This window comes from Mitsuaria sp. CC2 (genome assembly GCF_048957715.1).
In the GTDB taxonomy this organism is placed as follows: domain Bacteria; phylum Pseudomonadota; class Gammaproteobacteria; order Burkholderiales; family Burkholderiaceae_C; genus Roseateles.
The window spans coordinates 1-18,571 of record NZ_JARVXN010000018.1 but is presented as its reverse complement, the minus strand read 5'-3'; the positions used below and the strand labels follow the sequence as shown (position 1 = coordinate 18,571).

Here is an 18,571-nt window from a genome sequence, read left to right as displayed (position 1 = left end):
CTCCCATGACTGCCTTCATGTCGCGTCCTCCGCGCGGGCATCGCCTGCTGGCCTGCTTGTGGCTGGCGGTGGTGCTCGTCATCGCGGCACATCAGGCGTGGCTGTGGACGCGGCCCGCCGGCGTGCTGGACAGCGACGTGCTCGCGATGCTGCCGCGCGACGAGCGCCGCCCCGCCGTCGCTGAAGCCACGCGCGCCCTGGCCGATGCGGGCGAGCGACGCGTCGTCGTGCTGATCGGTGCGAAGGACCTCGCGCAGGCGCGTCGGGCGGGCGATGCGTTCGCCGGCGCGTTGGGCGACGGCGTCGCACTGCGCTGGCGCGTCGACGAGGGCGAGCAGAACACCTGGCTGGACTTCTACGCACCGTGGCGCGCCGCGTTGCTGACCGAGGCGGACCGGAAGACCCTTCAGACACAGCCGACGGAGGGACTCGCCCATCAGGCGCTGCGCGCGCTGCACCAGCCGGTCGGTCTGCCGCGCATCGGCTCCTGGGCCGAGGATCCCTTGAACCTGCGCGGCCGCTGGCTGGCGGAGCGCGCCGGCATCAGCCGCGTGCGCGTCCAGGACGGCCGCCTCACGGTGACCGACGGCGACACCACCTATGCGGTGCTGATGGCCGAATCGACGGCGCCGGCTTTCGCAGTCTCGGCGCAGCGCGCGCTGGTGGCGCGGCTCGAAGCGGCCGGCGACGCCGCGCGCAAGGTCGTGCCCGACGCGCGCGTGCTCATGGGCGGCGTCCCGCTGTTCGCGGCCTCCGCCGCGGCGCAGGCCGAGCGCGAGATCCACACCATCGGCGCCGGCTCGCTGATCGGCATCGTGCTGCTGACGTGGTGCGCGTTCCGCTCGCTGCGGCCGCGCGTGCTGGTGACGCTGTCGATGGCGGTGGGCCTGGCGGCGGCGGTGTCGGTCACGCACGCGCTCTTCGGCGGACTGCACCTGATCACGCTGGTCTTCGGCGCGACGCTGCTGGGCGTCGCGGAGAACTACGGCAGCAACTACTTCTGCGCCCGCATGGGCCTGGCGCGCGCGGCGCGCTGGGACATGCTGCGGCGCCAGTGGCCGATCGTCAGCCTGGCGATGCTGACGACGGTGATCGCCTACGCGCTGATCGGCATCGCGCCGTTCCCGGGCCTGCGCCAGATCGCGGTGTTCTCGTCGGCCGGCCTGCTCGGCGCCTTCGCGACGGTGATGCTCTGGTTCCCGTGGCTGGACGGCGAGGCCGCGCCGGCGACGCGCTTCGGGCTGTGGCTCGGCGGCCTGCGCGCGCGCGTGCCGTCTGCCGCCTCCGGCCGTCGGAAGCGGGCGGGGTGGGCGAGCGCGATCGTCGTCGCGACCTTGTTCCTCGCGATCGGCCTGTCCCTTCTCACGCGCAACGACGACATCCGCCAGCTGCAGAGCGCGCCCGCCGCGCTGATCGAGCAGCAGCGCGAGGTCAGCCGCGTGATGGGCCTGCCCGGGGTCGCGCGCTTCGTGCTGGTCGAGGGCGGCAACGAGGAACAGCTGCTGACCCGCGACGAAGCCGTGGTGCGCGCGCTGGGCGCGTCGGGCGTCGAGTCGCAGGCCGTGTCGCAATGGCTGCCGTCGCTGCAGGCGCAGCGCGAGGACGCCGCGTTGATCGGACGCCGTGCGACCGAGATCAACGGCGCCCTGTCGACGATGCTCGACGAAACCTTGCCCGCGCCGACTGCCGCCTCGTCGCCGCTGCTCGCGGCGCAGTGGCTCGCGTCGCCGGTGTCCGAGCCGCTGCGCCACCAATGGCTGGGCCGCGGCGCGGACGGCGTCTGGCGCAGTGCCGTGCTGCTGCGCGGCGGCGACACGAACCTCGACACCGCGCGTCTCTCGTCGGCGATCGGCCAACTGCCCGGCGCGATCTGGGTCGACAAGGTCGGCGAGATCTCCGCGCTGCTCGGCCGTTATGCGTCGCTGTTCGGCCTGATGGTCGTGGCCGGACATCTGCTGGTGTGGCTCGCGCTGCTGCCGCGCTTCGGCCGCCGGGCGTGGCGCGCGCTGATGCCGACCTCGCTGGCCACGCTCCTCACGCTCGCCGTCTTCGGCGTCGCGGGCGTGCCCGTCACGCTGTTCCATCTGCTGCCGCTGCTCATCCTGCTCGGGCTGGGCGTCGACTACGGCATCTTCCTGCTCGAACAACCCGGCCGCCACGAGATCCAGCCCTTCCTCTCCGTGAGCCTGGCCGCGCTGTCCACGCTGCTGGCTTTCGGCCTGCTGGCGCTGTCGACCACACCGGCGCTGCGCGCCTTCGGGCTGACGCTGCTGATCGGCGTCACGCTGGCCTGGTGGCTCACGCCGCTGTTCATGCCGACCGACGCCATCGACGAATCCGACGATCCGAGCGGCGCCATCGCGCCCATACCACCTTCATCACAAGGGACTCCATGACCACGACCCCGACCCAGGACACCGCAGCGAACGGTGCCGCCGAGGCCCTCGACAAGCGCTTCTCCCCGCCCAAGCAGAGCGCCTTCGCCGCCCGCTACGAGGCGCAGAAGATCGCCTTCGGCCCGGTCGTCTTCCAGTGCGTGCGCTACGCGTGGAAGCGCGGCATGCTGGAGACGCTGGCCGGCGCCGGCGACGCCGGCCTGAGCATGGAGCAACTGGTGGCCGACGGCCGCTGGACCGCCTATGCGCTCAAGCTCGCGCTCGAGTCCTGCCTGTCGGCCGGCGTGGTCGAACTCAAGCAGGGCCGCTGGGCGCTGGACAAGACCGGCTACTGCCTGATCAGCGACCGCATCACGCAGATCAACATCAACTTCGTCCAGGACGTCTGCTACCAGGGCCTCTTCGACCTGGAGCGCTCGCTCGACGAGGAACGTCCGCTGGGCCTCGCCCACCTCGGTCCGTGGCCGACGATCTATGAAGGCCTGTCGACGCTGCAGGAGCCGGCGCGCACGAGCTGGTTCGAGTTCGACCACTTCTATTCCGACACGTCCTTCCCGGACATCCTGCCCGACGTCTTCGCCACCGCGCCCAAGCGGGTAATGGACATCGGCGCGAACACCGGCAAGTTCAGCCGCGCGGCGCTGGCCTACAACGCCGACTTCGAGCTGAACCTGGTCGACCTGCCCCAGCAGCTCGAACTGGCCCGCGCCACGCTGACGGAGGCCGGCAGCGTCGACCGCGCGAAGTTCCACGGTCGCAACATGCTGGACGACGGCGCCGCGCTGCCCGGCGGCATGGACCTCATCTGGATGAGCCAGTTCCTGAGCTGCTTCGGCGAACCGCAGATCGCCAGCATCTTCCGCCGCGTGGCCGACGCGCTGGCGCCCGGCGGCCAGGTGCTGATCCTGGACACGCTGTGGGATCGCCAGCGCTACGACGTCGCCGCGTACTGCCTGATCAACACCTCACCGTACTTCACCGCGATGGCCAGCGGCAACTCCAAGGTCTACCAGAGCGGCGACTACCTGCGCCTGGCCGCCGAGGCCGGCCTGAAGCTGGTCACGATGCGCGACAACATCGGCTACTGCCACAGCCTGATGCGGCTGACGAAGGCGTGAGGCTTCCGATGAATCGCCGGACTCACCGGACGCTGCAGGCGTCGCTCCTCGTCCCGTTCGCCGCAATCGTGGTGGCGATGACGGGGTGCGCGTCCACGCAGGCGCCCGTGGCCCCGCCGGCCCCCCCTGTCTCGTCGACTGCCGCATCGACCTCTACCTCGACCTCGACCTCGACCTCGACCGCGATGCCGACCCCGGACGTCGAGGCGATGCCGCTGCCGATGCTGCGACTCGCGCCCCTGCTGCTCAAGCGCAACGTGAGCCTGAGCCAACGGCTCACGGTCACGCCGCTGGACGACAGCGGACGCGCGCCGCAGGTCGTCGACGTGCAGCTGGAGATCGACCCCGAAGGACTGCGCCTGGCCGCGTTCGCGGTCGGGCAGCGCGTGCTGCTGATGGTGTGGGACGGCGTCGAGCTGCAGACGCGGCGCCATCCCCGTCTGCCCGCCGAGGTCGACGAGCAGCGCATGCTGCGCGACTTGACGCTGGTCTACTGGTCGGCCACCGCGCTGCGCGGCGAGCTGCCGCCGGGCTGGACGCTGCGCGACACCCCGGGCCGTCGCGAGCTGATCGCGGGCGCGGACCTCGCACGCCCGGTCATCGATGTCGCCGTCTCCGGGGACCTCGCCGGGGACAGCCGGATCGTCATCACGAATCAGCGGGAGCACTATCGGCTCCTGATCGAATCCCGACCCCTGGAGTCCGGCCGATGAGCGTGGCCGTCTATCTGCATGAGCTGGGCGTCGTCTGCGCCCTGGGCAGCGGCGTCGAGGCGCTGCGCGCCGGCGTCTTCGCGGACGCCCCCGGCGGCGTCGCGCCGAACGAAGCGATCTGGCCCGGGCGCTCCCTGCACCTGGGCGCGGTGAACGCCGAGCTGCCGGCCGTCGACGTGCGCCCGCTCGCCGAGCGCAGCCGCAACAACGCGCTGCTGCTGGAGGCGCTCGCCCAGATCCGTCCCGCCGTCGACGCGGCGATCGCGCGCTTCGGCGCGGGCCGCGTCGGCGTGGTGCTCGGGACCAGCACCTCGGGCGTCGGCGAAGCCGAGCAGGCCTGGATCGCTTCAGCCGATGCCGGTGGCAAGACGCCCCAATTGCCCGCGTCCTTCCACGTCGGCCAGCAGGAGATCGGCGCGCCCGCGCTGATGCTCGCGCGCGAGATCGGCACCGCCGGCCCGCGCCATGTGATCTCGACGGCCTGCTCGTCCAGCGCGAAGGCGCTCGCGAGCGCCGCGCGGCTGCTGCGCGCCGGCCTCTGCGACGCCGTCGTCTGCGGCGGCGCGGACTCGCTGTGCCGCTTCACCGTCGCGGGCTTCGCGGCGCTGGAGTCGGTCGCGGAGGCGCGCTGCAACCCGATGAGCGAAGGCCGCGAAGGCATCAACATCGGCGAGGCCGCCGCGCTGTTCCTGATGACGCGCGAGCCCGGCCCGGTCCGACTGTCCGGCTGGGGCGAGACCTCGGACGCGCATCACATCTCGGCGCCGGAACCCAACGGCACCGGCGCGCTCGCGGCCATGCATGCGGCGCTGACGCAGGCCGGCCTGCAGCCGTCCGACATCGACTACCTCAACCTCCACGGCACGGCCACGCCGCAGAACGACGCGATGGAGAGCCGGGCGGTGGAAGCGCTGTTCGGGCTCGACCTGCCGTGCAGCTCGACCAAACCGCTGACCGGCCACACGCTCGGCGCCGCCGGCGCGTTGGAGGCCGCCATCGCCTGGATACATCTGCGCGACAACCCGGACGGCCGGCTCGCGCCACACTGGTGGGATGGTCGCCGCGACCCGACGCTGCCCGCGATCCGGCTGGCCGCGCCGGGCGAGCTCCTGGGCCGCGCGCCACGCCACGTGCTGAGCAACTCCTTCGCCTTCGGCGGCAGCAATGCCGCGCTGATCTTGAGCCGACACGATGTCTGAGCCGATGATCCCGTCGATCCCGTCGATCCCGTCGACGCCGTCGAATTCGTCCGACGCCGCCTTCGACCTCGTGTTCCCGATGCCGGCGGCGGAACTCGTGCCTCACGCCGGACGCATGAGCCTGCTGACGCGCGTGCTGTCCTGCGAGGGCGACCGCCTCGTCGCCGAGGCGGCGCTCACCGGCGACCAGCTCTTCCACGACAGCCAGGGCGACGGCACCGGCATCGGCGGCTGGATCGGCATCGAGCTGATGGCGCAGGCGGTGGCCGCATGGGCGGGCGTGCAGGGCCGCGCGCGCGGCGAGCCGCCGCGCATCGGCCTGTTGCTCGGTTGCCGCAAGTACCGCAGCACGCGCGCCCGCTTCGAGGCCGGCGAGACGTTGCGCATCGAGATCGCGCGCGAGTTCCAGGCCGACAACGGCCTCGGCCAGTTCGCTTGCATGCTCCACCTGGCCGGCCCCACGCCGCCGGCCCCGGACGAGCCGCCGCTGGCCCAGGCGCAGCTCACGGTGTTCGGGCCGCCGGATCCGGCGGCCTTCCTGGCCGGGGCGGCGACAGGATGATGCCGTGAAGATGGCGTGAAGAGGCGCTCCGCGCGCCCGACGAGAATTCAAGAAAAGACCGCTTACCGAGCTTCATGAAGAACGACAACGATTCCAAGGACACCGTCCTCGTGACCGGCTCCAGCCGGGGCATCGGGCGCGCGGTGGCGCTGCGCCTGGCGCGCGACGGCTACGACGTGGTGGTGCACTGTCGCAGCCGCGTCGAGGAAGCCGACGCCGTCGCCGCCGAGATCACGGCCCTGGGTCGCCAGGCCCGCGTGCTGCAGTTCGACGTCGCCGACCGCGAGGCCGCGTCGACCGCGCTGCTGGCCGACGTCGAGGCGCATGGCTGCTACTACGGCGTCGTCTGCAACGCCGGCATCGCGCGCGACGGCGCCTTCCCGGCGCTCAGCGGCGAGGACTGGGACCAGGTCATCCACACCAACCTGGACGCCTTCTACAACGTGCTGCATCCGCTGACGATGCCGCTGGTGCGCCGCCGCAAGCCGGGCCGCATCGTGACGCTGGCCTCCGTGTCGGGGGTCATGGGCAACCGGGGTCAGGTCAATTACAGCGCCAGCAAGGCCGGTATCATCGGCGCCACAAAAGCGTTGGCGGTCGAATTGGCCAGCCGGCAGATCACGGTGAACTGCGTCGCGCCCGGCCTGATCGCCACCGAGATGGTGGACGAACGGATCCTCGAGGAAGCGATGAAGCTGATCCCGGCGCAACGCGTCGGGACACCGGAGGAGGTGGCCGCCACGGTCGCCTTCCTGATGGGAAAGGACGCGGCCTACATCACCCGGCAGGTGATCTCGGTCAACGGAGGAATGGTGGGATGAGGCGCGTCGTCGTCACGGGCATTGGGGCGATCAGCCCGTTGGGCTGCGATTGGACCTCGGTGCTCGCTCATCTGCGCAGCGGCCGCAATGCGGTCCAGCACATCGACGAGTGGGACCTCTACGAGGGCTTGAACACCCGCGTCGGCGTGCCTGCCGCGCCTTTCTATCTGGATCCTGTCCGCTACAACCGCAAGACCACGCGCAGCATGGGCCGCGTCGCGCTGATGGCGGTGCGTGCCAGCGAGATGGCGCTGGAGCAGGCCGGCCTGCTCGGCGATCCGGTGCTCAAGGGCGGCAAGGTCGGCGTGTCCTACGGCTCGTCCGCCGGGACGCCCAAGGCCATCGGGGACTTTGGCCGCATGCTCATCGAGAAGAGCACCGAGGGCATCAACGCCACGACCTACATCAAGATGATGTCGCACACGGCGCCGGTGAACATCGGCGTCACCTTCGGCCTGACCGGCCGTGTCGTCACGACCAGCAGCGCCTGCACGTCCGGCAGCCAGGGTCTGGGCTACGCCTACGAGATGGTTCGCAGCGGCCAGCAGATCGCGATGCTGGCCGGCGGCGCCGAGGAACTCGACGCCACCGAGGCGGCGGTCTTCGACACACTTTTCGCCACCAGCGTCAGGCACAACGACAGCCCGTCGCTGACGCCGCGGCCGTTCGACGTCCATCGTGACGGCCTGGTCCTGGGCGAGGGCGCCTGCACCTTCGTGCTGGAGGACTACGAACACGCCAAGGCGCGTGGCGCGACGATGCTGGCCGAGGTGATCGGCTTCGGCACCAACAGCGACGGCTGCCACGTCACGCAGCCCAACGCGCCGACGATGGCGCAGGCGATGCGCCTGGCGCTGGAGAGCGCGGGCCTGGACGCCGCGGCGATCCCCTACGTCAACGCGCACGGCACCGCGACCGAGCACGGCGACGTGGCCGAGTCGCGCGCGACGAACGAGGTGTTCGGGTCCAAGGTGGCGATCTCGTCGCTGAAGAGCTACATGGGCCACACGCTGGGCGCGTGCGGTGCGCTCGAAGCGTGGATGACCATCGAGATGATGCGCGAGGGCTGGTTCGCCCCGACGCTCAACCTCACCGAGGTCGACCCGCGCTGCGGCGAGCTGGACTACCTCACCGGCGACGGTCGCGCGCTGCAGACCGACTTGGTGATGAGCAACAACTTCGCGTTCGGCGGCATCAACACCTCGCTGATCTTCCGCCGGATCTGAGGCCGCGACCGCGGGCCGCGCACCACCACCGTCCTCCACCACCACAACGTCCTCCAGAAAGGGAACCCATGACCTCGAAGAACACGTACGCCCTCGTCCTGAAGCGATCGCTGGCCGTCGGCGTCGCCGCGCTGGGCCTGGCCGCCGGAGCCGCGCAGGCGCGCGACACGGTGCTGCACATCCCGCTGGCCGACGTGCTGGCCATGCCGGAAGCCCAAGGCAAGCTCGACGGCTCGGTCAAGTTCTTCCTGGCCGGCGCGAAGACGCCGCGCATCGAGAAGCGCATGGGCTCGGACAGCTCCAACCAGAAGACCAACGGCGTCGGGAAGTCCGACGAGTTCGGCTGCAAGTGGGCCGCGCTGAGCGCCCTGATCGCGTTCCAGAACAGCGCCAAGCGCGAAGGCGCGAACGCCGTCGTCGACCTGGTGAGCTACTACAAGAAGAACGAGACCAAGAGCGACACCACCTTCGAGTGCCACGCCGGCGCCATGATCATCGGCGTCGCGCTGAAGGGGACCTACGCCAAGATCGCCGAGTAAACGGCGGACTGCTTTGCCCCTCGCGTCGCGCAGGACGGCGTGCGCGGGGTTGATCCACCATACCGTCCGACAGAGGGAGTACCGAATGAAGAAGCTGTTGATCTCCGCCCTGATGGCCGCCGCGCTGGGCGCCGCCGCCACCAATGCCCTGGCCGCCCGCAGCCCCGCGCCGCTGCTGGAGCCGGAGCGCGTCACCGTGACCGACGCCGCCGGCCAGGCCCCGGGTGCCGAAGCCATCAAGGCCGCCATCATCCGCGGCGGTGCCAAGCGCACCTGGCAGGTCCGCGAAGAGAAGCCCGGCGAAGTGCTGCTGGTGCTGGACAAGCAGAACGGCAAGCATGAGGCGGTGGTCTCGGTGACCTACGACGACTCGAGCTTCCAGATCAAGTACGTGTCCAGCAAGGACCTGCTGTGGGGCATGAAGGACGGCGTGGCCCAGATCCACCCGCTGTACAACGGCTGGGTGATCAACCTGGGCAAGGACATCCAGGAAGAGTTGCGTCGCTGAGCGGCCGGTTCCGCCTGCGTTCACGACACCAACACCCACACCAACACCACCAACGACACCAACCACACACCGAGGGAGTATTTCAATGCGTCGTCACATGCTTCGCGTCTTCGCGATCGCCGGCCTGATGGGCCTGGCAGCCCTGCAAGGCTGCGCCACCAAGATCAAGGCCTCCGCCGCGGAGAACCCGCCGCCGGCAGAGGCGTTCCAGGCCTTCGGCCGCATCGAGGTGCAGCCCGTGCGCGTCGCCAACGGCATCAAGGCCAGCCCCGGCGCGGTCACCAAGATCCAGGAGAACCTGGACAAGGGACTGTCCTCCGCCAAGCTCGACTGGAACGCCAAGCCGGACAATGGCCGCAAGCTGACGATCACCCCGGTGATCGAGCAGATGGAGTTCACGCACGGCGCGACCCGCGTCATGTTCGGCCCGCTGGCCGGCAGCTCTGGCGTGCTGCTCAAGCTCACTATCGTCGACGACAAGGGCCGTGTGGTCGCCACGCCGGAGTTCTTCCAGCGCGCCGACGCCTGGGCGGCCAGCTTCACGATGGGCGTGCATGACAACCTGATGCTGACCCGCGTGGCCGATCTGGCGAGCGGCTATCTGCGCAGCAACTACGAAGTGGCTCGCGGCGGCCCCACCGGCGCCGACAGCAAGGGCATCGCGGCCAAGTGAGGACGGCGGCGGAAGACGGCATGAGCGCCGCGCTGCCGCCCCTCCTGCGCCTGGCGCTGACGACGCGGACCGGCCTGTCCGGTCCGCCGCTGTCGCCCGAAGACCTGCTGCCGGGCGAGCGCGCCCGGCTCGCGGGACGCCGCAACGACGAAGCGCGGGAGCGCTTCGTCGAAGGACGTCGGTTGCTGCGGCAACTGACGGCCGTACCGCCCGACATCGATGCCGACGGACGCAGCACGCTGCCGTCCGGGCACATCAACCTGTCCCACAGCGGCGACTGGCTGTTCGCCGGCGCTTGCGCGCTGCCGATCGGCGTCGACATCGAAGTACTGCGACCACGTCGCGGCGATCTGCTCGCGTTGTCGCGGCAGGTGCACGGCGAGGCGCAATGTGCGGAGATCGAGCGGCTGCGGACCCAGGGCCGCGACGCCGACGCGCTCGCGGTCTTCTACGGCTGGTGGACGCTCAAGGAAGCCTGGCTGAAATGCCGTGGACGCGGCCTCGACTTCGCGCAGATGCGTGCGCTCGACTTCCTCCCGCTCGACGACCTCGGCGCGTCAGCTGATGCCGAACCGAATGCCGATGCCGATGCCGATACCGATACCGACGGGCCTCGCGCGGACTGTGCCTGCGCCCGCGCGGAAGGCCTCGGCCTGATGCTCGCCGTCGTCGTGGACGGCGATCCTGCAGGGCGCGGTCTGCGCCCGCATGACCTTCCCGCGGAGATGGCCGGCGAGCACGTGCGCTGGCAACTCCTAGAATCGCGGCCCTCCGCCTGAAGTTGTTCCCGCCCATGTCCACTCCGATCGCCATCACCCGCCACCAGGGCCTCGAAGCCCTTGAACTGCGCGCGCCCGGCGGCGCCTGCGCGACCCTGCTGCTGCACGGCGGCCATCTGGTGTCGTGGGTGCCTGCGGGCGCCGACGAGCAGCTCTTCCTCTCGCCGAAGAGCGCCTTCACCACCGGTCAGGCGATCCGCGGCGGCGTGCCGGTGATCTTTCCGCAGTTCGCGACCCGCGGCCCGTTGCAGCGCCACGGCTTCGCGCGCGGCAAGCCCTGGCAGCTGGTCAGCGCCGAGTCGGGCAAGGAAGACGCGCTCGCTGTCCTGCGCCTGAGCGACGACAACGCCACCCGCATGGTCTGGCCGCATGCCTTCGAGGCCGAGATCAGCATCCGCATCGCCGGCCGTGCGCTGCAGATCGAGCTCGCTTGCGAGAACAAGGGCGAGGCGCCGCTGAGCTTCACGGCGGCGCTGCACACCTATCTGCGGCTGACGCAGATCATGTCGGCGTCGGTGCAGGGCCTGTCGGGTCTGGCTTACTGGGACTCGGCCGCGGAACGTGCCGGCACCCAGCACGAAGACCTGCTGCGTCTGGATGGCGAGATGGACCGCATCTACCAGGACGCGAAGCACGACCTGACCCTGCGCGACGGCGACCGCCGCGTGGCGATCCGCCAGCAGGGCTTCACCGACGTCGTGGTCTGGAACCCCGGCCAGGCCAAGGGCGACGCGCTGCCCGACATGCCCGAAGGCGGCTGGAAGCAGATGCTTTGTGTCGAGGCCGCGCAGGTGCTCAAGCCGATCGAGCTGCCGCCCGGCGAGACCTGGGCGGGCATGCAGACGCTCGAACTGCTCTGAAGCCGCGCCGCCGCATCGACGGCGAGGCGCGGTAAGCTGGCCCGTCCTTCACTGCACGGAGTCAGCATGGCCGGGAAGAAGTCCAAGAACAGCGGCAAGCGCAGCGACGAAAAAAGCGACCGGGACGCCAAGAGCGCCAAGAGCGCCAAGAGCGACAAGAGCGACAAGAGCGACAAGAGCGACAGACTCTCGAAGTCGGACTACCTGGAGCGCCTGCAGCCGATGCAGGTGGAGCTCAACAACCTCGGCCGCTGGCTGCAGCACACGCGCAAGCGGCTGCTGGTCATCGTCGAGGGCCGCGACACTGCCGGCAAGGGCGGCGTCATCAGCGCGATCTCCGAGACGCTGAGCCCGCGCCAGTGCCGCACCGTCGCGCTGGGCAAGCCCGGCGAACGGGAGCAGGGCGAGTGGTATTTCCAACGCTACCTGACCCACCTGCCGGGGGCCGGCGAGATCGTGCTGTTCGACCGCAGCTGGTACAACCGCGCCGGCGTCGAGGCCGTGATGGGCTTCTGCACGCCGCAGCAGACCGAAGACTTCCTCAAGCAGGCGCCCGCGCTGGAGCGGCTGCTGGTCGACGACGGCCTGCTGCTGTTCAAGTACTGGCTGACGGTCGATCAGCGCCAGCAGGAAGAGCGCTTCGCCGAGCGCGCCGAGGATCCGCTCAAGCAGTGGAAGCTGTCGCCGATCGACCTGGAGGCGCGACAGCATTACGACGACTACGGCCGCGCGCGCGACCGCATGCTCGAACACACGCACACCAAGCACGCGCCCTGGGCGCTGGTGGATTTCAACGATCAGCGGCGAGGCCGACTGACCTTGATCCGCCATCTGCTGGATCACCTGCCGGATGTGAGCGTGCCAGCGAAGGAACTCCAGTTCCCGCCGGTGGCCGGTGGCCTGAAGGAAGAGCGCTTCGGTTGGAAGCTGAAGCCGATCAAGAGCCTTTGACGGCGTCAGCGGTGGGGGCGTTTCGGTGTCGCGGGGCCCTTGAGCTTGACGCCCGCCGCCGCCATCGCGCGGCGGACCTCGGGGGCGGCTTCGAAGGCGGATTCCAGCTCGGGCTGCAGCGTCTCCAGCTCCAGGCGGGAGTCGGGGTCGCCCGGCCCCTGCGACTTGCGCGACGAGGCGCGCAGTCCCAGCCCCAGCGCCATTAGCGCATAGAACAGGAAGGCGATCCGCGGCGCGTCGATGAGGCTGTCGAACAGGCCGACGATCACGAAGCCCGCAAGCCCGCCCGCGACCGCCGGCGCCAGCGGATGGTGACGACCCGCGCCGAAGCTTAGGCGTACCAGCACCGTCACCAGCAGGCTGGTCCAGAGCGCGAGGCCGAACAGGCCCTGCTCGAAAAGCACATGCCCCGGCAGGCTCTTCATGTGGAAGGGCATGTGGTTGCGGTCGCTGGTGAAGAACCAGCGCGCCAGGCCCTCGCTGAAGTCGCCGTTGCGCAGCACCGGACCGTGCACGCTATCGACGATCGACACGGACGCGATCTCGATCACCCCGCCGCGCCAGTTCTGCGTCACCGACGCCACCAGTCGCCGCGGCGCCCAGGACGGCCCGCCGAAACCGGCCGGTGTCTGGCCGAGCTTGAGCTGCACCGACTGCCAGGCCCCGCCCTTGGGCTCGACCATTTCCTGGCGGATCACGCATTGCAGCGGGTAGAGCAGGAACTTCTCGCAGACCTCGACCCGTACCTGCGTCTTGAACTGCGTGCGCAGCACCACCGTCGCCGCGACCTCGCCGGACACCGCCGGCACGCGCTGGCTGAGACGGAACATCTCGCCGTTGCCCATCATGTGCAGGCCGCTGGTCAGCGTCACGGTCGGATGGGGGAAGGGCTCCGCGCCCGGCAGACCGGAGGCGGGCACCTCCGACCGGGGCGGATTCAGCCGGTAGTCGCCGACGCGCTCGTCGAACGGGCCGCCGTTGGCGAAGCTCGCCGGGAACCGTCCGCTGCCCTTGCCCAGCAGCCATTCGTCCATGGACTTGAGCAGGCCGAGCCCGATGCGCCAATGCTCGAGGCGGCCGTCGAAGTCCTGCTGTCCGGTCGACATCCGCTGACCGATGTACGCGCCGCCACCCAGCGCCGCAACCACCGCGCAGGCGAGCAGGCAGGCGGTCCACACCAGGCCCCGGGCGCGCCAGCCCGCGTTGCGCAGGCCCGCACCGACGCGCGGCGACCATTGCGTCGCGATCCATGCCACCGCCAGCAGCGTCAGCACGGCGGCGATGCCGATCACGTCCCGTCCGCCGCCCCAGTGCGCCGCCACCAGCCCTGCGCCGGCCAGCGAGGCCATCCACACGACCGCCAGCGCGAAAGCCTGCGACGGCTGCGTCAGTCCGCCGCGCCACAACCAGGCCAGGCCCAGCCCGAGCAGCACGACGGCGCCGTCGATCAGGTACGCCCCCTTGGGGACGAGGTCGATGAGCAGCCCGCCGAGCAGCGCCAGCAGCAGCGCCGGCACGGTCGCCACCACCAGCAGCGCCCGCATCTGGCCGCGCGGCCAGGCGGCGCGAGTGGCCGGCATCGCCAGCAGCACCGCGGCGCTGCCGGCCAGCGCGAGCATCGCCCGATAGCCGCCGGCGCCGAAGAGCACCCAGGCCGCCGCCGCGGTGCCCAGGACCACGCCGATCGCGCCGCCCAGGGGGACCCTGCCGCCCGCACCAGGCAAGGCGCCGTGGAACGAACTGGGACGAGCGCCGGCGAAAGCGCTGGATCGAGCCCCGGGGAACGCACCGGCCGCCGAGGCATCCTGCCGGGACGCTTCAGGTCCTTCCCGGCGTTGCACCGCCCACAGGATCGCGCACAGCGCCATGCCGGCGGGCACGGCCAGATAGACGCCGCGGGAGAAGGTCGTCAGCGACGCGTAGAACGCCAGCAGCATCACGGCGAGCGCGGCCACGAAGCGCAGCGGCCGGCGTTCCCGCATCGCCCAGAGCAACGCGAACGGCACGCTCAGCGCCAGCGCGCCGTCCAGCGACGCGCCGCCGACGTTCATCTCCCAGAACAGCGAGGTCGTGCGGTAGTCCGACGAGAAGTCCAGCAGCGCCGTGTAGACCCACCGCTCCCACAGCGCGCCCAGCGAGGTCGCGATCAGCACCAGCACCCAGGCGGCGCGCGACAGGCGCTGCACCGCCGTCGGCCGCAGGTCCGACGCCTTCTGCCACAGCGGCAGCAGCAGCAGGACCAGGAAGAAGCTCTTGCCCGCGCGCAGGCTGTTCATCGGCTCCTGGAAGCCTTGCCAGAACCCGAACTCCACCCCGCCGGCCTGATCGAATCCGCGCCAGATGGCGATGAAGGTCGACAACGCGAACACCGCCATCAGCACCCGCACGGCGGCGCGCCAGCGCAGCGTGCGGTAACGCCACGCCACCGGCTTGTGCGGCGGCGCGGTCAACGCGATCGCGGTATAGCCGCCCGCGGCGACCGCCAGCACCAGCAGGTCGAGTTCCTCGAAGGTGATCCAGCCGGTCCACGGGGCGAAGCCGATCACCGGCACCAGCGCGGGCACCAGCAGCGGCAGGACCCGCCAGCCGAAGAAGCCGGCCACCGCGATCGCCGTCCACAGCGCGGTGGCGGCGATCGGCTCGACCGGGTAATGCCGCATGAGCCAGAGGCCCAGCACGGCGCAGGCAAGGCCTGTCGCCAGCGAGGCGAGGGCGGCGGGACGTCGGGGCAGGACGAAGTTCATGCGCGGCGCCGCTCCAGGCTGCTCGCGATGCACCACTGCGCCGGCCAGTAGCTGGCGAGCACCCAGAAGCTGGCCATCTCCAGCGGCCCGGCGAACTTGTTGATCGCCAGCATCGCGTCCGACAGCACGAACAGCGTGCCGCCCCAGGCGGCCCACCGCGCCCGCGGTTCATCGGGCTGGCCGACGCTGCCGCGCCACCAGGCCCAGGCCTGCGCGGCCATCACCGACAGGCAGACGACGTACACCACCACCGGCGCCCTCAGCTCATCCGGGATGTGCGGCCAGAGACGGCCCAGCACCACCGCCGCGATCACGCCGAACATCAGGAAAGGCCAGCGCACCGCGCCCAGCCGCTTGCGCGTGCAGAAGCCGACGATGTAGCAGACATGGGCGGCCAGGAAACTCACCAGCCCGGGCAGGAACCCCTGCTCCGGCCACAGCAGCGCCACGTCCCCCGCCAGCGAGCACAGCAACCCCGCGCGCAGCCAGCGGGCCAGCCGCGGTCGATCCGCGCCCCGCGGCCAGGCGTAGAGCAGGATCAGCACCGTCGTCAGCGGCTTGAACAGGAAGGCCAGGGCCGGCGGCAATTGCGCCGGCTGGGACAAGGCGAGGATGGCGGCGGCCGCGCTGAGCAAGGTCAGCAGCGGGAGCGCGGCGGCGAGCCTGATAGCGGACTTGGCGGCGGAGGCTGTCATGCGCCCGCATTCTGCCGTTTGCCGATCGCCCCCACCCCCCGGATCCGGGTGATATGGCAGACCTTACAGGGGGGTTTCCCATGTCACAGGTGCGACCAGTGGCGATCGAGGGCTTGCAGGCGTTCGTGCATGGCGGACTCGGGCACCAGGAATTTCTCCGACAGCCGACGCGCGCTGACCACGCCCTGGTTCATCAGCCGGTAGATCGCGAAGTCCGGCATCAGCAGGTCGAGCGCGAAGCGATGGGCTTCCTGCTCGATGCGATGCGGGCTGTGGCTGGAGAGATTCGGTGCGGTCTCCGGCGGCACCAGGCCGTGCCCGAGCACGTGGTGGCCCAGCGCGTGGGCCAGCACGATGCGTCGCCGCATCGGTTCCTCCGCCAGATTGAGCTCGATCACCGGGCGGTCGTCCAGATAGAGGAGCCGGCCGCGATAGGGGTACATCGGCTCCTGCGCTCCGCCGCGATCGCGCACCTCGACGCCGGCGCCGTCGGCCAGTTCGTGGGGATCCAGCGGCAGCGTGGCCTGGTCCCAGTGCGCCTTGCGCAGCTGGTCGACGAGCGCGTCGATGGTGCGATGCCGCTCTGCGACCTCCGCCGGTGAGCGGGCATCGCGGCACTGGGAAGAAGGCGTCAGGGACGGCGCAGGGGAAGGGGATGGGGACGGGGAAGGTGGGGAACAGGACAGCGGGGCATCGGCCATGGTCGGTCTCCTCGGCGGGCGCAGAGGGACCGGATGCTAGGAAGGTGTGCGTCGCTGCGAAATGACTCGAACCAGTAAGAATCGTTCGCCCACGACCGTCACTGACTGTTCGAGTGACAGGTCTTGCCATCCCTGGCTCAACGGTCGTCGACAGCGTGCGGTCAGCGAGTGAGGGTGGGGCCGGCATGATGCTTGGGGTTCGCGGACGCGAGGCCCCATGCATCGTGGCGAGCCCGCGCTTGGCCTCTCGCGGGAATCAGCGGTCGTCCTTCGCCGCCTGAGCCTGCTTCGCCGCGGTATCCGCGGCCTTGGCGGCGAGCTGCTCCCGCATGCGCTTGAGCTTCTCCCGGGGGTCTTCCTTGACGCCCCCCTCGCCGAGTTTCATTTCCGCGATGAACCGGCTGGGCACGCCCACGACGGTTTCCCGGTTCTTCTTGCGCCGCCGCAGCGTCGACACCGCCAGCGTGCGCCGCGCGCGGGTGATGCCGACGTACATCAGGCGGCGTTCTTCCTCGACGCGCTGCGGGGTGAGCTCGTCGTTATCCGCCTTGAACGGCAGCAGCCCTTCGTTCACGCCGGCCAGCACCACGTGCGGCCATTCGAGGCCCTTCGAGGCATGCAGCGTCGTCAGCACGACCTGGTCCTGCTCTTCCTGGCGTTCTGCCAGCGACAGGATCACGCTGATGGTCTGCGCCACTTCCAGCAGCGTCTGGCGGGGGCTTTCGGTGGTGATGCCGCCGTCGGTCGAGATCTCCCCGCCGCAGCGTTTGGCGACCCAGTCGACGAAGTCGAGCACGTTGCCCCAGCGGGCTTGCGCGACCTTCTCGTTGTCTTCCTGGTCGATCAGGTACTGCTCGTAGGCGATGTCCTTGAGCCACTCCATGATCAGCGCCTTGCCTTCCTCCGCACCGACGGCGTGGCGCGCGCGGTACTCGAGGTCGACGACATAGCGGCCGAACTCGTGCAACCCGTGCAGCGCCTTGCTCGACAGCGTCGCCTTGAGCGACTCGGCGAACAGCGACTCGAACATCGACAGTTTCCACTTCGCCGAGAACTCGCTCAGATGTCCCAGCGTCTGGTGGCCGATGCCGCGCTTGGGCGTCGTCACCGCGCGCAGGAACGCCGGATCGTCGTCCTGGTTCACCAGCAGCCGCAGCCAGGCGCAGAGGTCCTTGATCTCGGTGCGGTCGAAGAAGCTCTGGCCGCCGGAGACCTTGTACGGGATCTCGGCGCGGCGCAGCGCCTGCTCGAAGATGCGCGACTGGTGGTTGGCGCGGTAGAGGATCGCGAAATCCGAGAACTTCGTCGCCGGCTCGTTGGCCCGGATCGCCTGGATGCGGGCGACGGCGCGCTCGGCCTCGTGCTCCTCGCCGTCGGCCTCGATCAGCGAGATCGGATCGCCCTCGCCGAACTCGCTCCACAGCGTCTTCGGGAACAGCTTGGGATTGCCGCCGATCACGTTGTTGGCCGCGCGCAGGATCGCGCTGGTCGAGCGGTAGTTCTGCTCCAGCGGAATGATTTTCAGCTGCGGGAAATCGACCGGCAGCTTCTTCAGGTTCTCGATGGTCGCGCCGCGCCAGCCGTAGATGGACTGGTCGTCGTCACCCACCGCGGTGAACATCGCCCGGTCGCCGACGAGGCACTTCAGCAGCTCGTACTGGACCGCGTTGGTGTCCTGGTACTCGTCCACCAGCACGTAGCGCAGCGTCTCCTGCCACTTGCCGCGCGCCTCCTCGTTCGTCTGCAGCAGCTTCAGCGGGAGGCCGATGAGGTCGTCGAAATCCACCGCCTGGTACGCGGTCAGCCGCTCCTGGTAGCGCTGCATCACCACGGCGGCGGCGCGCTCCATGTCGTCCTTCGCGTAGGCCAGCGCCTGCTGCGGACTCAGGTTCTGGTTCTTCCACAGCGAGATGGTCCACTGCCAGGACTTGGCCGTCGCCGCGTCGGTCGTGCCGCCCGCATCGCGCAGCACCGACAGCACGTCGTCCGAATCCAGGATGGAGAACTGTTCCTTGAGCCCCAGATGCCGGCCGTCCTGGCGCAGGATGCGCACGCCCAGCGAGTGGAACGTCGACACCAGCAGCTC

Annotated in this window: 17 protein-coding genes; 13 read left to right on the top strand and 4 right to left on the bottom strand. The window is 70.2% G+C overall.

Annotated features, from left to right (window positions below; translation table 11 throughout):
* The first annotated feature begins 5 nt into the window (after positions 1-5).
* From PV762_RS12720 to ppk2, 13 genes are all read left to right on the top strand, one after another.
* Positions 6-2,396, top strand: coding sequence for an MMPL family transporter (locus tag PV762_RS12720; RefSeq protein ID WP_421035381.1), 2,391 nt, complete (start codon positions 6-8; stop codon positions 2,394-2,396).
* Complete coding sequence (locus PV762_RS12715; RefSeq protein WP_421035380.1) at positions 2,393-3,514, top strand: SAM-dependent methyltransferase; 1,122 nt, start codon at positions 2,393-2,395, stop codon at positions 3,512-3,514. Before PV762_RS12720 ends, PV762_RS12715 begins: the two co-directional genes overlap by 4 nt.
* Before the next feature lie 8 nt (positions 3,515-3,522).
* Positions 3,523-4,227 (top strand): DUF3261 domain-containing protein, encoded by a 705-nt coding sequence (locus PV762_RS12710; protein ID WP_421035379.1) that lies wholly within the window; start codon positions 3,523-3,525, stop codon positions 4,225-4,227.
* A 2-nt stretch (positions 4,228-4,229) separates the two neighbouring features.
* Positions 4,230-5,426 carry a beta-ketoacyl-ACP synthase gene (locus tag PV762_RS12705; RefSeq protein ID WP_421035643.1) on the top strand — a complete coding sequence of 399 codons (1,197 nt, stop codon included), beginning with the start codon at positions 4,230-4,232 and terminating at the stop codon, positions 5,424-5,426.
* Entirely contained in the window at positions 5,419-5,988 is a 570-nt protein-coding gene (locus PV762_RS12700) for a 3-hydroxylacyl-ACP dehydratase (RefSeq protein ID WP_421035378.1), read from the top strand. The genes PV762_RS12705 and PV762_RS12700 overlap by 8 nt, the downstream gene beginning before the upstream one ends.
* A gap of 74 nt (positions 5,989-6,062) precedes the next feature.
* Complete coding sequence (gene fabG / locus PV762_RS12695; protein WP_421035377.1) at positions 6,063-6,809, top strand: 3-oxoacyl-ACP reductase FabG; 747 nt, start codon at positions 6,063-6,065, stop codon at positions 6,807-6,809.
* Positions 6,806-8,035 (top strand): beta-ketoacyl-ACP synthase, encoded by a 1,230-nt coding sequence (locus tag PV762_RS12690; RefSeq protein ID WP_421035376.1) that lies wholly within the window; start codon positions 6,806-6,808, stop codon positions 8,033-8,035. Before fabG ends, PV762_RS12690 begins: the two co-directional genes overlap by 4 nt.
* A 68-nt stretch (positions 8,036-8,103) precedes the next feature.
* On the top strand, positions 8,104-8,574 hold the full coding sequence (locus tag PV762_RS12685; RefSeq protein WP_421035375.1) for an excinuclease ATPase subunit: 471 nt from the start codon (positions 8,104-8,106) through the stop codon (positions 8,572-8,574).
* 85 nt (positions 8,575-8,659) lie between these two features.
* Positions 8,660-9,082, top strand: a complete 423-nt coding sequence (locus tag PV762_RS12680; RefSeq protein WP_421035374.1) for a hypothetical protein — start codon at positions 8,660-8,662, stop codon at positions 9,080-9,082.
* A gap of 85 nt (positions 9,083-9,167) precedes the next feature.
* Complete coding sequence (locus PV762_RS12675; RefSeq protein ID WP_421035373.1) at positions 9,168-9,755, top strand: hypothetical protein; 588 nt, start codon at positions 9,168-9,170, stop codon at positions 9,753-9,755.
* 20 nt (positions 9,756-9,775) lie between these two features.
* The gene (locus PV762_RS12670; RefSeq protein WP_421035372.1) at positions 9,776-10,534 is read left to right on the top strand and encodes a 4'-phosphopantetheinyl transferase family protein; all 759 of its coding nucleotides are present in this window, start codon (positions 9,776-9,778) and stop codon (positions 10,532-10,534) included.
* Positions 10,535-10,548: 14 nt separating this feature from the next.
* Positions 10,549-11,394 carry a D-hexose-6-phosphate mutarotase gene (locus tag PV762_RS12665; protein WP_421035371.1) on the top strand — a complete coding sequence of 282 codons (846 nt, stop codon included), beginning with the start codon at positions 10,549-10,551 and terminating at the stop codon, positions 11,392-11,394.
* Between the two features lie 66 nt (positions 11,395-11,460).
* Positions 11,461-12,345 carry a polyphosphate kinase 2 gene (gene ppk2 / locus PV762_RS12660; protein ID WP_421035370.1) on the top strand — a complete coding sequence of 295 codons (885 nt, stop codon included), beginning with the start codon at positions 11,461-11,463 and terminating at the stop codon, positions 12,343-12,345.
* 5 nt (positions 12,346-12,350) lie between these two features.
* On the opposite strand, the gene PV762_RS12655 is transcribed toward ppk2, so the two are convergent.
* The 4 genes from PV762_RS12655 to PV762_RS12640 form a co-directional block, all read right to left on the bottom strand.
* Complete coding sequence (locus PV762_RS12655) at positions 12,351-15,089, bottom strand: hypothetical protein (RefSeq protein ID WP_421035369.1); 2,739 nt, start codon at positions 15,087-15,089, stop codon at positions 12,351-12,353.
* The gene (locus PV762_RS12650) at positions 15,086-15,784 is read right to left on the bottom strand and encodes a lysoplasmalogenase (protein WP_421035368.1); all 699 of its coding nucleotides are present in this window, start codon (positions 15,782-15,784) and stop codon (positions 15,086-15,088) included. The genes PV762_RS12655 and PV762_RS12650 overlap by 4 nt, the downstream gene beginning before the upstream one ends.
* Positions 15,785-15,867: 83 nt before the next feature.
* Positions 15,868-16,485 (bottom strand): ImmA/IrrE family metallo-endopeptidase, encoded by a 618-nt coding sequence (locus PV762_RS12645; RefSeq protein ID WP_421035367.1) that lies wholly within the window; start codon positions 16,483-16,485, stop codon positions 15,868-15,870.
* Between the two features lie 256 nt (positions 16,486-16,741).
* Positions 16,742-18,571: 3'-5' exonuclease (locus tag PV762_RS12640; protein ID WP_421035366.1), on the bottom strand; the 1,830-nt coding region annotated here is incomplete at its 5' end.